Source organism: Streptomyces sp. NPDC048269 (assembly GCF_040652395.1).
Classification (GTDB): domain Bacteria; phylum Actinomycetota; class Actinomycetes; order Streptomycetales; family Streptomycetaceae; genus Streptomyces.
Genome location: NZ_JBEZLW010000004.1, coordinates 153,203 through 167,910 on the forward strand (window position 1 = coordinate 153,203; position 14,708 = coordinate 167,910).

At 73.2% G+C, this 14,708-nt stretch carries 13 protein-coding genes; 6 read left to right on the forward strand and 7 right to left on the reverse strand.

The window, feature by feature from the left end:
• Positions 1-105 precede the first annotated feature (105 nt).
• Together AB0D48_RS06350 and AB0D48_RS06355 are read right to left on the reverse strand one after the other, a co-directional pair.
• Positions 106-1,005, reverse strand: coding sequence for an arginase family protein (locus tag AB0D48_RS06350; protein ID WP_362391376.1), 900 nt, complete (start codon positions 1,003-1,005; stop codon positions 106-108).
• Positions 1,006-1,041: 36 nt separating this feature from the next.
• Positions 1,042-1,596, reverse strand: coding sequence for a GNAT family protein (locus tag AB0D48_RS06355; RefSeq protein WP_362391378.1), 555 nt, complete (start codon positions 1,594-1,596; stop codon positions 1,042-1,044).
• Between AB0D48_RS06355 and AB0D48_RS06360 the strand changes: the two genes are divergently transcribed.
• Positions 1,589-2,350 carry a hypothetical protein gene (locus AB0D48_RS06360; RefSeq protein ID WP_362391380.1) on the forward strand — a complete coding sequence of 254 codons (762 nt, stop codon included), beginning with the start codon at positions 1,589-1,591 and terminating at the stop codon, positions 2,348-2,350. The two genes, AB0D48_RS06355 and AB0D48_RS06360, sit on opposite strands and share 8 nt — an antisense overlap.
• A 21-nt stretch (positions 2,351-2,371) precedes the next feature.
• On the opposite strand, the gene AB0D48_RS06365 is transcribed toward AB0D48_RS06360, so the two are convergent.
• The 4 genes from AB0D48_RS06365 to AB0D48_RS06380 form a co-directional block, all read right to left on the reverse strand.
• Positions 2,372-4,369 (reverse strand): prolyl oligopeptidase family serine peptidase, encoded by a 1,998-nt coding sequence (locus AB0D48_RS06365; protein WP_362391382.1) that lies wholly within the window; start codon positions 4,367-4,369, stop codon positions 2,372-2,374.
• A gap of 13 nt (positions 4,370-4,382) precedes the next feature.
• Positions 4,383-5,759, reverse strand: coding sequence for a M20/M25/M40 family metallo-hydrolase (locus AB0D48_RS06370; RefSeq protein ID WP_362391384.1), 1,377 nt, complete (start codon positions 5,757-5,759; stop codon positions 4,383-4,385).
• Between the two features lies 1 nt (position 5,760).
• Complete coding sequence (locus tag AB0D48_RS06375) at positions 5,761-6,594, reverse strand: M55 family metallopeptidase (RefSeq protein WP_362391386.1); 834 nt, start codon at positions 6,592-6,594, stop codon at positions 5,761-5,763.
• A gap of 196 nt (positions 6,595-6,790) precedes the next feature.
• Positions 6,791-7,234, reverse strand: a complete 444-nt coding sequence (locus AB0D48_RS06380) for an SRPBCC family protein (RefSeq protein WP_362391388.1) — start codon at positions 7,232-7,234, stop codon at positions 6,791-6,793.
• A gap of 194 nt (positions 7,235-7,428) precedes the next feature.
• On the opposite strand from AB0D48_RS06380, the gene AB0D48_RS06385 reads away from it, so the two are divergent.
• The 3 genes from AB0D48_RS06385 (at position 7,429) to AB0D48_RS06395 (ending at position 10,573) form a co-directional block, all read left to right on the forward strand.
• Positions 7,429-8,451: an Rv2578c family radical SAM protein gene (locus AB0D48_RS06385; protein ID WP_362391390.1), complete on the forward strand. Its 1,023-nt coding sequence runs from the start codon at positions 7,429-7,431 to the stop codon at positions 8,449-8,451.
• A gap of 112 nt (positions 8,452-8,563) precedes the next feature.
• The gene (locus AB0D48_RS06390) at positions 8,564-10,126 is read left to right on the forward strand and encodes an alpha/beta hydrolase (RefSeq protein ID WP_362391392.1); all 1,563 of its coding nucleotides are present in this window, start codon (positions 8,564-8,566) and stop codon (positions 10,124-10,126) included.
• Between the two features lie 24 nt (positions 10,127-10,150).
• Positions 10,151-10,573: a RidA family protein gene (locus AB0D48_RS06395; protein WP_362391394.1), complete on the forward strand. Its 423-nt coding sequence runs from the start codon at positions 10,151-10,153 to the stop codon at positions 10,571-10,573.
• On the opposite strand, the gene AB0D48_RS06400 is transcribed toward AB0D48_RS06395, so the two are convergent.
• Entirely contained in the window at positions 10,570-11,127 is a 558-nt protein-coding gene (locus AB0D48_RS06400; protein WP_362391396.1) for an adenylosuccinate lyase, read from the reverse strand. The genes AB0D48_RS06395 and AB0D48_RS06400 overlap by 4 nt on opposite strands.
• A 366-nt stretch (positions 11,128-11,493) precedes the next feature.
• Between AB0D48_RS06400 and AB0D48_RS06405 the strand changes: the two genes are divergently transcribed.
• The gene (locus tag AB0D48_RS06405) at positions 11,494-13,290 is read left to right on the forward strand and encodes a 3-hydroxybutyryl-CoA dehydrogenase (RefSeq protein WP_362391398.1); all 1,797 of its coding nucleotides are present in this window, start codon (positions 11,494-11,496) and stop codon (positions 13,288-13,290) included.
• 178 nt (positions 13,291-13,468) lie between these two features.
• Positions 13,469-14,281 (forward strand): TetR family transcriptional regulator, encoded by an 813-nt coding sequence (locus tag AB0D48_RS06410; protein WP_362391400.1) that lies wholly within the window; start codon positions 13,469-13,471, stop codon positions 14,279-14,281.
• Positions 14,282-14,708: the final 427 nt, after the last annotated feature.

Here is a 14,708-nt window from a genome sequence, read left to right on the forward strand (position 1 = left end):
TTACGCAAAGGCGTACCCGGGGCGTGCGCGAAGGCCGGCGCCGACGTCTGCGCGAAGACCGTGCACAGGGCTACGCGACGGCCTGGCGAAGACACGCGCGACGGTCTACGCGAAGGCACCCGCGACCAGGTCGGCGAGCAGCGCACCGGCACGGCCCTCCGGATCCAGGTCCGGGTCGTAGATCGTGACGTTGATCCCGACGCAGCGCGGGGAACTGACCAATACACCCAGTAGCTCGGCGAGTTCGTCGGGGAGCAGGCCGCCCGGGTCGGGACCGTCCACGGCCGGCATGACGCTCGGGTCCAGCACGTCCGCGTCCAGGTGCACCCAGAAGCCGTCGGTGGCCGGCGGGTGCAGCCCGTCCAGCGCCGCCCGGGCCACCGGTCCGGCGCCGCGGTCGCGGATCTCCCCGACGGTGGCGGTGCGGATCCCGGCCGCGCGCAGCTCGGGGAGGTCCGCGTCCCCGTCGCGGATCCCGAAGATCCGCACGTCCTCGTCCCGCAGGTACGGCGAGCGCCCCTCCAGGTCGGCGAGGCCGGCCTGCCCGCGCCCGGTGGCGAGGGCGAGCTCCTCCCCGCCCGCCGCGCCGACCGGCCCGTTCACGGCCTCGTTGCCGGGGTGACGGAAGTCGGCGGAGCCGTCGATCGCGGCCAGGCCGTAGCGGCCGAGTCTGCGCATGGCGAGCGAGGCGCCGAGCTGGATCGAGCAGTCCCCGCCGAGCACGACGGGGAACTCCCCTGCCCGCAGGTGCCGTTCGATGCGGTCGGCAAGGGTGACGGTGTACGCGGCGAGGGCGTCGGCGTGGAACACGCCGTCGCCCTCCTTCCAGTCGCCCCGGTCGTAGCGCGGCGGGACCACCACCCCGCCCTCGCGTGCGCCGAGCCGGGCCAGCAGGCCCTGTTCGCGCAGGGCCCCGGCCAGTTTGTAGACGCCGGGTACGGCGCCGGGCGCGGGCGGGCGCAGGCCGAGGTTGGACGGGGCATCGAGGAGCACGAGGGATCGCATGGACCCATCCTGGGCGATGCCGGGCCGGAAAGACTCCTACGGAAGCGGCATTCCGGCGGTCACGGCCCAGCGTTCGTGGTCGCGCCAGGCACCGTCGACGTGGAGGAAGTCCGGGGAGAGCCCCTCCAGCCGGAAGCCCGCGCCACGGACCAGCGCGATCGAGGCCGTGTTGCCGGGCTGGATGTTGGCCTCCAGGCGGTGCAGGCCGAGGCCCTGCCCGGCCGGGGCGAAGGCGTGCGCGAGGACCAGGCGCAGGGCCTCGTGGAACAGGCCGCGGCCGGCGGCGTGCGCGAAGGCTCCGTAGCCGAGGGCCCCGCAGCGGAAGGCGCCGTGCACGATGTTGTTGATGTTGACGAAGCCGGCAACGGCTCCGGTCCCCCGCTCGCAGACGAGGAATCCGGCGCGGCCCTCGCCGTCGATCAGCCCGGCCGCGTAGGGCTCGTACTCCTCGATGGTGGCGGGCGGGAACAGCCACGGCCGGTGCAGGTCCCGGCTCTCGCGCACGCGATCGGTGAACTCGGGCCCGTCGGCGAGCCGGAAGGGCCGCAGGCCCACCCGGTCGCCCTCGCGGAGGTACGGGGACATGCTCATCGCCCCAGGCTACGCGGTGTGGCAGGATCCCCCGGTGATCATCATTCGGGACCCCGGGGAACTCCTGCTCGCGGCGGCGCGCAACAACGCCGAGTGGTGCGACGCGGTCGTACGCGGCCACGGGGCGGCCGGCGAGTTCACGCCGGACGCCTGGACGAGCGCGCGCCGGACCCCGCTGCTCTATCCCGATGCCGTGTCCCTCGCCCCGGGCGCCTCGGCGGCCGGGCTGGTCGCCGCGATCGACACCGACGGCCCCGGCTGCTCGGTGAAGGACAGCTTCGCCGACCTGGACCTGACCGGGGACGGCTTCGAGGTGCTGTTCGAGGCCCGGTGGATCCACCGCCCGGCCGGAGCCCCGGCGGCCTCAGGCTCCCGGCTGGAGTGGTCCGAGGTGACCACCGCCGACGAACTGGAGGCCTGGGAGGCCGCCTGGGGCGGCGAGCGGTCCACCGGGCTGTTCCACCCGGCCCTCCTGCGCCACGGCATCGTCTTCCTGGCGGGCCGCGCCGACGGCCGGATCGTGGCGGGGGCCGTCGCGAACCGCGGAGGCGACCCGGTGGTGGGCCTGTCCAACCTCTTCGCCCACGACGGCTCCGACACCGACGCCGCCTGGGCGGGCGCCCTCACCGCGATCGCCACCCGCTGGCCGGGCCTGCCGGTCGTCGGTTACGAGGCGGGCGACGACCTCGCCGCCGCCGTGCGCGCCGGCTTCACCCCGCTCGGCCCGCTCCGCGTCTGGCTGCACACGGCCTGAGCGAGCGGAACCGCCGCGTCCCTAGGACTCCAGCCGCAGCAAGGGGATGTCGGGCCGGTCGATGCCGAAGACCTGTGCGTACAGCGACAGTTCGGCTTCCAGGGCGCGGACCATCGTGTCCGCCCGCCGGAAGCCGTGCCCCTCGCCCTCGAACGTCACGTACGCGTGCGGCACCGACCGCCCCCGCATGGCGGCGAGGAACCGCTCCGCCTGGGCCGGCGGGCAGACCGGGTCGTCCAGGCCCTGGAGCAGGACGAACGGGGCCGTGATCCGGTCGGCGCGGGCCACCGGCGAGCGCTCGCGGCACCGTACGGCGAGGGTCTGCGGCGGTCCGGCCAGGCTGTCGATGTAGCGGGACTCCAGATCGTGGGTCTCCTCGGCGAAGCCCAGCAGGTCCAGCACCGGGTAGATGATCGCCGCGCAGGCGTACACGTCGGTCGCGGCGAGCGAGGCCGCCGCCGTCCAGCCGCCCGCGCTGCCGCCGCGGACGGCGAGCCGGTCCGGGTCGGCGGTGCCCTCGGCGGCCAGCGCCCGGGCCACCGCCGCACAGTCCTCCACGTCCACCACGCCCCACTGCTCGCGCAGCCGTTCCCGGTAGGCGCGCCCGTAGCCGGTGGAGCCGCCGTAATTCACCTCGACCACGCCGATGCCGCGCGAGGTGAAGTAGGCGATGTGCAGGTCGAGTACGGGCGGCACGTGGTCCGTGGGGCCGCCGTGCGCCCACACCACGTACGGGGGCAGTTCGTCGGCCGGGGCGCGCACGGCCGGGTGGTGCGGCGGGTAGACGTGCGCGTGGATCTCCCGGTCGTCGGGGCCGAGGAAGGTCCGGCTCTGTGGCTCCGGGTAGTAGGCCGGGTCGACCCGGTCCAGCCCGGTCCGGGCTCCACCGCCGATCACCCGGGCATGCCCGGTGGCGGTGTCCAGCTCCACCACCTCGTACGGGCTGCGCGGACTCGCGGCGACCCCGTAGACGCGCGTGCCGCTCACGGCGAGGGTCGGCTGCCAGGCCGTCCACGGTCCGGCCGCGTCCACCAGGTCCCCGCTCTCGGGGTCCAGGACGCCGAGCACCGGGGCGCCCTGGCCGTGCAGGACGGCGACGAGCCGGTCGGGAAGCGGGGCGAGCCAGCGCAGGCCCGGCTTCCACAGCGCGCCGCCGAACTCCTCTTCCCGGGGGCACAGGTTGACCGCCGAGCCCGTCCCCGGGTCCACGCGGTACGGGTTCCACCAGCCGCCGCGGTCGCTCACCGCGAGGAGGGTTCCGTCGGCCGCCCACTCGACCTGGGCGACGGACTCCTCGGGGCCGCCGAGCACGGTCCGGGGCCCGGCGAGGGTCCCGTCCGCGGTGACCTCGGCGAGCCGCAGCTCGGTGCCGTCCCAGGGCATCCGCGGGTGGTCCCACACCAGCCAGGCCGCGTGCCGCCCGTCCGGCGAGAGCCTGGGCCCGGTGCTGAACCGGTACCGGTCGTCCGTCAGCTCCCGTACGGCCGACCGGTCTTCCGCCGCCGATCCGTCCAGCGGTACGGCGGCCAGTACCCGGCGCACGTCGGTCGGCGCGGGACCGGTGAACTCCTCCAGCACGCACCAGACCTCGGCGCCGCGCAGTACCGGGTCGGCCCAGCGCAGCCCGCCGCCGACGCCGGAGACGGGGGTGAGGGGCCGCGGTCCGCCGCCACCGGGCGCGTCCGGCTCGTAGGCGTGGAGCCGCTGGTCGGCGAAATCGGCGAAGACCAGCAGCGGCCCGCCTTCGGCCCGTTCGACGCCCGCCCAAGGGTGGCCGCCGTACTCGGTGACCCTGCTGCGCACGTTCCACGGCGCGGGCAGCGACGTGACCGCGGGTCCGCCGTCAGCGGGGCGGCGGACGAGGGCGCGGCGGCCGTCCTCCTGCGGCCGGGGCTCGGTCCACCACACTTCGGAACCGACCGTGCCCACGTACTCGGGCCGCCCGTCGAGCGAGGCGGCGAGTTCCGCGTCGATGGGTGAGGGCCAGCTTCCGTAGGGCCGGGTCGGCACCACCGCCATCACAGGGTCCCCCTCACAGAGTCCGCAGCGCGTGGTCGAGGACACGGACCCCGAAGTGGAGGGCTTCGACGGGGACCCGCTCGTCCACGCCGTGGAAGAGGGACCAGTAGTCGAAGCCGGGCGGCAGCTTCAGCGGGGAGAAGCCGTAGCCGGTGATGCCCAGGCGGGAGAACTGTTTGGCGTCGGTGCCACCCGCCATGCAGAACGGCACCACGTGCCCGTCGGGGTCGAACCGTTCGACGGATTCCCGCAGGATCCCGTACGTCCGCCCGTCCACGGGGGCTTCGAGTGCCACCTCGCGGTGGTGGAACTCCCAGCGGACGTCCGGGCCGGTGAGCGCGTCGAGGGTGGCGATGAACTCGGCCTCGCCGCCCGGCACCATCCGGCCGTCCACATAGGCGGTGGCCTGGCCCGGAATCACGTTCAGCTTGTAACCGGCGCTGAGCATGGTCGGGTTGGCGCTGTTGCGTACGGTCGCCTCCAGCAGGACGGCGGCCGGGCCGAGACGGCCGAGGACCTGGTCGAGGTCGAAGCCGGGGGCCCTGGGATCCACCGACAGGCCCTGCAGGGCGGCGAGTTCGGTGATGCAGGCGACGACGGTGTCGGTGAGGCGGACCGGCCAGTCGTACTCGCCGATCCGGGCGACGGCGGCGGCGAGACGGCTCACCGCGTTGGCCCTGTTCGGCTTGGAGCCGTGCCCGGCTGTTCCCGTGGCCGTCAACTTCAGCCAGGCGGTGCCGCGTTCACCGGCCGCGATCGGGTAGAGGGCCGGCTGTCCCGGGCCGGGGTGGACGGTGAAGGCCCCGGACTCGCTGATGCCCTCCGTACAGCCCTCGAAGAGGTGCGGGTGCTGGTCGGCGAGGAAGCCGGAGCCGTCGACCGCGCTGTCCTCCTCGTCGGCGGTGAAGGCGATCACGATGTCGCGGCGCGGCTTCACCCCGGCCCGCGCCCAGGCCCGTACGACGGCCAGCACCATCGCGTCCATGTTCTTCATGTCGACCGCCCCGCGGCCCCAGACCACTCCGTCGAGGATCTCCCCCGAGAAGGGGTCCACGCTCCAGTCGGCGGCCTCCGCCGGGACCACGTCGAGATGGCCGTGGACCAGGAGTGCCTCGGCGCCGCGATCGGTGCCCGCGATCCGTGCCACGACGTTGGTGCGGCCGGGCGTGCGCTCCAGGAGGACCGGCTCCAGTCCGGCGGCGGCGAGCCGCTCGGCGGCGTACTCGGCGGCGGGGCGCTCACGGCAGTCGCCGCCGCCCCGGTTGGTGGTGTCGATCCGGATGAGGCCCGAGGTGAACTCGACCACCTCGTCGAGGGCGGCCTCGTCCACGGCTTCGACCCGGGCGTGGTCCTGGTCCTGGGCCGGAACCTGCGTGGTGATTGCGGGCATGTCAGCCATACTGCTCCTCCACGGCTGCCGAGACGACCGTCGTGACCGCCTTGAAGGTCCGGATCCCCTCGTACATCGTCTCGCTGGTGTACGAAATCCTGCGCTCCCCGCACCGCTGCGCGCCCGGGACCACGGTGGCGGCCATCGCCAGGTGCTCGGCGTCGAACTCCAGCTCCACGGTGTACGGACCGCCGGGTACGGGATCGCGCCGGGCGGCGAGGGACGTGGCCTCCTTGGCCGCGGCACGGATGTCGGCGGCGGTCCGGGCGGGGGTCCGGCACACGGCGGCGTAGCGCGAGACGTGGTCCTTCACCGCGACGGTCACCGCGTCCGGGGCGTATCCGGCGGCGTCGACGCAGGTCAGGTCGTCGCCGGTGACCAGGATGACCGGGACTCCGTACTCGGCGACGACGTGGGCGTTGAGCAGTCCCTCGCTCGCGCGGATCCCGTTGAGCCAGACGCCGGTGATGGAGTTGGCGAGGTAGGTGTGGGCGAGGACCCCTTCGGAGCCCGCTCCCGTGTGGTAGCCGACGAAGGCGATCCCGTCGACGTCTCCGTGCTGGACGCCCTCGACCATGGAGAGCGACTTGTGGCGGCCGGTGAGCATCTCGGCGCGGGCGTCGAGGCGCTCCAGCAGCAGGTTGCGCATGGTCCAGTGGGCCTCGTTGATGAGGACCTGGTCGGCGCCCCCGTCGTAGAAGCCGAGGACGGCCGCGTTGACGTCGGAGGTGAACATCGACCGGCAGCGTTCCCACTGCGGGGTCCCGGGCAGCACGTCCGCGGGCCAGGTGACGCCGGTGGCACCTTCCATGTCGGCGGAGATGAGGATCTTCATCGGGCCCCCGGGCGGTCGGTCGCGCGCGGGCGGTGGCACGCGCTCGGTCACGCGCGACGCGGGCGGCACGCGCAGGGACCCAGCCTAACCGTCCGGCCTGTGGCCGGCCCGGGACCACGCCGCTTCCGGCGGCTCACCTCGGCCCGGGAAATCCACCCGATCCGGTGAGCCGCTCGGAGCCCCGCAACGTCCGGGCTCAGGCCTCGACTTCGGCGGCCAGGTTGGCCAGCACGGTGTCGTAGATGCGGCCGAGGCCCTTGGGGGCGAAGGTGCGCTCGAAGAAGCCGCCGATGCCGCCGGCGCCGTTCCACACGGTGGTGACGACGGCCTTGGACTTGCCCTCACCGGCCGGGGTGACGATCCAGGTGGTGACCATGGAGGAGTTGCGGTCCTTCTCCACGAGCTGGCCGTCGGTGGGCTCGCTGACCTCCAGCAGGCAGTCGCGTACGCGCTTGCTGGTGGCCTGGAGCTTCCAGTGGACGAGGGTGCCCTCGCCGTCGCCGCCCTCGCGCACCTCGTACTCGCTGAAGTGTTCGGGCAGCAGCTTCCCCCGGGTCCCGGTGTAGTCCGCCAGCGCGTCGAACACGGTCTCCGCGTCGGCCGTGATGATCCGCTCCGTGGTGGCCTCGACCTGCGCCATAGCTGTTCCTCCAGCAGTTGTGATCGCTCGTCACGCCGAAGCCAACCACCTCCGGGGCGGGCGCCCAAATCCGGGTCGGACATGACGGCGGAGGAGGTACGCGGAGGCGTGTCCGCGGGAAGGGAGAGTCCACCCCGCACGATCATGGGAACATTTGTTCTATTCTCGGGCCAGAGCTACCGAGGGAGGCGCTCATGCGCTGGGACAACCTGACCGAGGGCCCCACGGGCCCGGCCGCGCTCTTCGGCGCCGACGCCGTCGTCACCCGGACCGTCGACACCCCCGAGTTCCGGGGGATCACCTTCCACGAGGTCCGGGCCCGGTCGATCGTCAACCGGGTGCCCGGCGCCTCGCGCATGCCGTTCGAATGGACGGTCAACCCCTACCGCGGCTGCAGCCACGCGTGCGTGTACTGCTTCGCCCGCAAGACCCACAGCTATCTCGACCTCGACACCGGCCTCGGCTTCGACTCGCAGATCGTCGTGAAGACCAACGCCCCCGAGCTGCTGCGCCGCGAGCTCGGCGCGCGCCACTGGACCGGCGCGCACATCGCCATGGGCACCAATGTCGACTGCTACCAGCGGGCCGAGGGCCGCTACCGGCTGATGCCCGGGATCATCGAGGCGCTGCGCGACCACGCGAACCCCTTCTCGATCCTCACCAAGGGCACGCTGATCCTGCGCGACCTCCCCCTCCTCCAGGAGGCCGCCCGGGTCACCGACGTCGGAATCTCCGTCTCCGTCGGCTTCACCGACTCCGGCCTGTGGCGGACCGTGGAGCCCGGCACGCCCTCCCCCGCCGCGCGGCTGCACGCCGTACGGACCCTGACCGACGCCGGCATCGAGTGCGGGGTGCTGATGGCCCCCGTCATCCCCTTCCTCGGCGACGCCCCGGAGCAGCTGCGGGACACCGTCCGTGCCATCGCCCGGTCCGGAGCCACCTCCGTGACACCCCTGGTACTCCATCTGCGGCCCGGGGCCCGCGAATGGTTCACGGCCTGGCTGGGCGAGCACCATCCGCACCTCGTGGAGCGGTACGAGCGGATGTACGCGGGCGGCTCGTACGCGCCCACCTGGTACCAGCGCCAGATCACCCGCCAAGTCCACGAGCTGGCGGCGGAATTCGGCATCGGACCGAACGATCGCGGAGCGGCCCGCCGGATCACCGTTCCCGAGCGGCCGGCGCCCGCCGAACCGACACAGCTCACCCTCCTCTGACAACCGGGCGCCCCCGAAGGGTCATCACATCGGGCCAATGGGCGGCCCAATCCCGCCTTCCGGTCGCGGTTTCCGGGACGATTCCGCCCAGAACCCTTGGCTGGGAGGCCCCATGCTGCACCCCTTGAAGAAGCGCGCCGCTGTCCTGCTGTCGATCTCCACCGTCGCCGCCGTCCTCGCGGGCCCGGTCACGGCCGCCCCGGCCGCTCCCGCGCCGAAGCAGGCGCCGCTGCGCTGGACCGACTGCGTGACCCCCCGCTACCCGACGCTCCAGTGCGCCTCCCTCAACGTCCCCCTCGACCACGACCGGCCCACCGGGCGCCAGATCTCCCTCGCCCTGACCCGGGTCCCCCACACCGCCGCCACCTCCGCCGGCCCGCTGCTGGTCAACCCCGGCGGCCCGGGCGGCAGCGGCCGCGGCCTGGCCGGCTTCGTCGCCTCCGCCCTGCCCAAGGACGTGGCCGCCCGGTACGACGTGATCGGCTTCGACCCGCGGGGCGTCGGCAAGAGCGAACCCGCCCTCGACTGCGCGACCGGCCACTTCGCCCCGGTCCGGCCGGACTCCGTACCGCGCGACGCGTCCGGCGAGCAGGCCAACCTGGACCGGGTGCGCTCCTTCGCCGAGTCCTGCCAGGCCAAGCACGCGGATGTACTGCCGCACGTCGGCACGGTCTCCGCCGCCCGCGACATCGAGGTGCTGCGCACGGCCCTGGGCGCACGGCGGATCAGCTACTTCGGCTACTCGTACGGAACCTACCTGGGCGCGGTCTACGCCAAGCTCCACCCGGACCGGGTGGACCGGCTCGTCCTGGACTCCGTGGTCGATCCGGGCGGGGTCTGGTACGAGGACAACCTCGCCCAGGACAGGGCGTTCGACTCGCGCCACAAGGCGTTCCTGGCCTGGGTGGCGAAGTACGACGCCACGTACCGGCTCGGCACCGACCCCTCGGAGGTCGAGGAGCGCTGGTACGCCGTGCGCGAGGAGCTGCGCGAGACGCCGGCGGGCGGCAAGGTGGGCCCGTCCGAGCTGGAGGACACCTTCATGCCGGGCGGCTACTACAACGGCTACTGGCCGGCCCTGGCCGCGGCCTTCGCGGCGTACGCGGTGCAGAAGGACCCGAAGCCGCTGGTGGCGGCGTACGAGCGGTTCGGCGCGGTGGAGCCGTCCGCGGGCAACGGGTACAGCGTCTACACGGCGGTGCAGTGCCGGGACTCGGCCTGGCCGAAGGACTGGAACCACTGGCGCACGGACATGTGGCGCACGCACGCCGAGGCGCCGTTCATGACCTGGAACAACGCCTGGTACAACGCCCCGTGCGCGTTCTGGCCGACGGAGCCGCTCCAGGCCCCGGACGTGACCAACGCCGACCTCCCGCCGGCCCTGCTGCTCCAGGCGACGGAGGACGCGGCGACCCCGTTCGGGGGCGCGCTCAGCATGCGCGAGAAGCTGAAGGGCTCGGCCCTGGTCGTCGAGGAGGGCGGCGGCAACCACGGCATCGCGCTGAGCGGCAACAAGTGCCTGGACGAGAAGGTCGCGGCGTACCTGAGGACGGGCAAGGCCGCGGACGCCACCTGCCCCGCCCAGGAGGCTCCGAAGCCGGCCGCGGCGACCCGCGCGGTCCCGCCCTCGGCGGGCGGCGCGGCCCTGCACGGCCTGCTGGGCTTCCGGGGCTGATCTTCACCGGGCAGGATTCCGCCCATGACCACTACCGACTCCAGTCACCTCACCCGTATCCCCGCTCCCGAGGGCATCAGCCCGAGCCCCCAGTACAGCCACGTCGTCTGGGGTACCGGGAGGTTCATCGCGATCTCGGGGCAGTGCTCCCTCGACGAGAAGGGTGAGGTGGTCGGCACCGGCGACGCCGCCGCCCAGGCCCGGCAGGTGTTCGAGAACCTGCGCCGGTGCCTGGCGGCGGCGGGGGCCGGCTTCGGGGACGTGGTGAAGCTGACGTACTTCGTCACGGACATGGCCCACCTCCCGGCGGTCCGGGACGCCCGGGCCGCCGTCATCCCCGCGGACCGCCTGCCCGCTTCCACGGCGGTCCAGGTCTCGGCCCTGTTCCGGCCCGAACTCCTGCTGGAGGTGGAGGCCTTCGCGATCGTCCCGGCCGACGGGGTCTAGCCGGGAGGCAGACCGCGCAGCGCGGCCGTCGCCGCCACCGCCAGGCGGGGGTGGGACTGGGCGCGGGTCAGGAGTTCGCGGGCGCGGGGGTCGGCGAGAGCGCCGAGGCCTTCGACGCAGGCCAGGGCGATCCGCCAGTACGGGTCGTGCGGGGACAGCAGCCGGGACAGGGTCGCCATCAGGGCGGGGGCCGACTCCGGGGCGCGCAGGGCGGTGAGCAGCCGGACCGGCTGGAGGGCGTAGGCGGTGCGCAGGCCGTTGGTGGCGAGGGCGGCAGCCGCGCGGGCGGTGCGCGGGTCGCCCAGGACGGCCAGCGCCTCGGCCGCCGCCGCACAGCGCGGCGGGTCCCGGTGGTTGAGCAGCAGCACCAGCGACTCGAAGGCGCGGCGGTCCCCCGCCAGCCCCAGCCGGTAGGCGGCGAGTTCGCGGGCCCACAGCGGCAGCCCGGCCGAGGTCAGCGAGGCCGCCAGGGCATCGGGGCCGGCCGCGAGGAGCGCCTCGTACTCCGGCGACTGTCCGGCCTCCGCCCGCAGGCGCTCCAGCACGTCGTTCACCCGGCCACCCTAGGCGGGCGGGGCCGCCGCCACGGCCCGTTCGCAGTGATTGATGATCGATGATCGATGATCGGTACATTTGGGCGGTACAGGTCACATCTCCCCGCTCTGGCGGACCAGTTACCGACGGGTTACTGTCGCATCAACACGTACGAGGACGGCCTGGTGACGCAGCCGCCTCGTGCCAGTCGGTTCTGTACGACTCACCGCACCACCCACGGCGTGACCCCGGGACAGGGTCCGCCGCTTCCACCCTCCGGGCACCTTCCCCTGGGCTCTCTTCCGCACGGTTCTCCGTACGGCATCCGCGCGCGCCGTGCGCCGCGCGCTCCCTCAGTCGTCACCCTCTTCCACTGGAGTCCCTCGATGGACCGTCCGTCCAGTCACCCCACCCTCCAGACCATCGCCGTCGTCGGCCTCGGCACGATGGGCACCGGCATCGCCGAGGTCCTCGCCCGCGCCGGCCGCGAGGTCATCGGCATCGACATCAGCGAAGCCGCCGCCCGCCGGGCCGCGGCCGCCCTCGCGGCGGCCACGGCGCGCTCCGTCAGCAGGGAGCTCCTCACGGAGCAGGAGCGGGCGGACGTGCTCGCCCGGTTCCGCACCTACTCGGACCTGGGCGCCGCCGCCGAGGCGGACCTCGTCATCGAGGTCGTGCCGGAGTCGTACGAGCTCAAGCAGCAGGTGTTCCGCGAGCTCGACGCCATCGTCCGGCCCGACACGATCCTGGCCACGGGCACCAACGCCCTGTCGGTGACCCGCATGGCCGCCGAGTCCCTGCGCCCCGAGCGCGTGCTGGGCCTGCACTTCTTCAACCCGGCTCCGGCGATGAAGCTGGTCGAGATCGTCTCCTGCGTCCTGACCGCCCCGCCGGCCGTCGAGGCCGTCACCGAGCTGGCCCGCGAGCTCGGCAAGGAGCCCGTCCCGGTCGGCGACCGCCCCGGTTTCGTCGCCGACGGCCTGCTGTTCGGCTACCTCAACCAGGCCGCCGCCATGTACGAGGCGAAGTACGCCTCCCGCGAGGACATCGACGCGGCGATGCGGCTCGGCTGCGGCCTGCCCATGGGCCCGCTCGCGCTGCTCGACCTGATCGGCGTGGACACCGCCCGCACCGTCCTGGAGGCCATGTACACCTCCTCCGGCGACCGGCTGCACGCACCGGCCCCGATCCTGGGCCAGCTCGCCGAGGCGGGCCTGACCGGGCAGAAGTCCGGGCGCGGCTTCTACACGTACGAGGCGCCGGGCAGTTCGGTGATCGTCCGCGACCTGCAGACCCCGCCGGACGGGTCCCTGCTCGGTACGGGCCGCCCGGTCTCCTCGGTCGGCGTGGCCGGCTCGGGCACCATGGCGAGCGGGATCGCGCAGGTCTTCGCGCAGGCCGGGTACGACGTGGTCCTGGCCGCCCGCAGCCAGCAGAAGGCCGACGCGGCGAAGGCAGCGATCGGCAAGTCCCTGGGCCGCGCGGTGGCCAAGGGCCGGCTGACGGACGAGGCCGCCACACAGACCCTGGACCGCATCACCGCGGCCGGCTCGCTGGACGCCTTCGCCGAGGTGGACCTGGCCGTGGAGGCGGTGGCCGAGGACCTGGCGGTCAAGCAGGAGCTGTTTGCGGCCCTGGACAAGGTCTGCAAGCCGGGTGCCGTGCTGGCGACGACCACCTCCTCGCTGCCGGTGATCGCGGTGGCGCGCGTGACCTCGCGCCCGCAGGACGTGATCGGCATGCACTTCTTCAACCCGGCCCCGGCGATGAAGCTGGTCGAGGTCGTCCGCACGGTCCTGACCGCCGACGACGTGCACGCCACGGTCCGCGAGGTCTGCCTCAAGGTCCGCAAGCACCCGGTGGACTGCGGGGACCGGGCCGGTTTCATCGTGAACGCGCTGCTGTTCCCGTACCTCAACAACGCGATCAAGATGGTCGAGCAGCACTACGCCGGCATCGACGAGATCGACGCGGCGATGAAGCTGGGCGGCGGCTACCCGATGGGGCCCTTCGAGCTCCTCGACGTGGTCGGCCTGGACGTCTCGCTGGCGATCGAGAAGGTCCTCCACAAGGAGTTCCGCGACCCGGGCCTGGCCCCGTCCCCGCTGCTGGAGCACCTGGTGGCGGCGGGCTGTCTGGGCCGGAAGACCGGCCGCGGATTCCGTGAGTACGCCCGCCGGTAACCCTCGGCCGGGCCACGAGCCGGATGCGTGGGGAGGGCTCCTCGGGCCCGCCGGACCCTCACGGCGGGCAAACCCTCCCGGCGAGCACTGTGTGCCCAGTGCCTGCCCTCCCCCGCATCCACCCCAGTCCCACCCCCCTCAGGCGCGCTCTTCTGCGCAAATGAAGTACGTTCGCTCTATGTCCCAGCCCGCCAAGACCTCGCCCCGCGCCGCCACGGCCTCCGACACCCAAGAGAGCACGGCCGGCACCAAGGCGGCCGCGCAGCGGCTCAAGATGCGCCGCGAGCTCGCCGCGGCCGCGATGGAGCTGTTCGCGACCAAGGGGTACGAGGCGACGACGGTCGACGAGATCGCCGCGACCGCCGGGGTGGCGCGCAGGACCTTCTTCCGGCACTTCCGGTCCAAGGAAGAGGCGATCTTCCCGGACCACGACGACACCCTGACCCGCGCCGAAGCCGTCCTGGACGTGGCCCCGGCGCACGAGCACCCGCTCGACACGGTGTGCCGCGGGATCAAGGAAGTCATGAAGATGTACGCCGCCTCGCCCGCGGTGTCGGTGGAGCGCTACCGGCTGACCCGCGAGGTGCCGGCGCTGCGGGAACGGGAGATCGCTTCGGTGGCCCGGTACGAGCGGCTGTTCACCCGCTACCTGCTGGCCCACTTCGACGAGCAGGACCACCACGACGGCAACGACGACCCGCTGCTGGCCGAGGTGGCCGCGTCCGCGGTGGTGACCGCCCACAACCACGTGCTGCGGCGCTGGCTGCGGGCGGGCGGCCAGGGGGACGTGGAGGCGCAGCTGGACCACGCCTTCTCGATCGTGCGCAAGACCTTCGGCACGGGGATCGGCGCGGGCCGCACCCTGAGCACGGCGCCGGCCCCGGCGGCGGAGGTCCGTACGCAGGGCGAGGTGCTCGTGGCGGTGGCCCGGACGGACGCCCCGCTGGACGAGGTCATGCGGACCATCGAAGAGGCACTGCGCAACAAGTAGCGACACCAGGCGACACCTCACGCGACACCTGCGCGACATGCGTCACAGCGGCCGCTCCCGTTCCGGGGGCGGCCGCTTCCGTTTGTCCAGCTTGCCCCTACTCGGCGGTAACTCTGATCGATCATCGCTCAAACATGCAGGTCAATCGGCAAATGAGAGAAAGTTTTGGCACGCGGTGCCTTGCTGAGTGACACCGCGTGCCATACGTTGAATCTCGTCCGGATGTCCCCGCGGCCCACGCCCACTCGGCACGGAACGCGCCCCGGATTGCCTGCGTCACCAGGCATCGCACGCCGCACCACAGGCGTCGCCAGCACCACCGCACCAGCCGGACCGACGGCACCTCACAGCACCACCCCACACACTCCCACGCACGCAACGCGTATCCCCCAGCGCACCCTCATCAGCGCTAAGCCGGAGGCTCTAC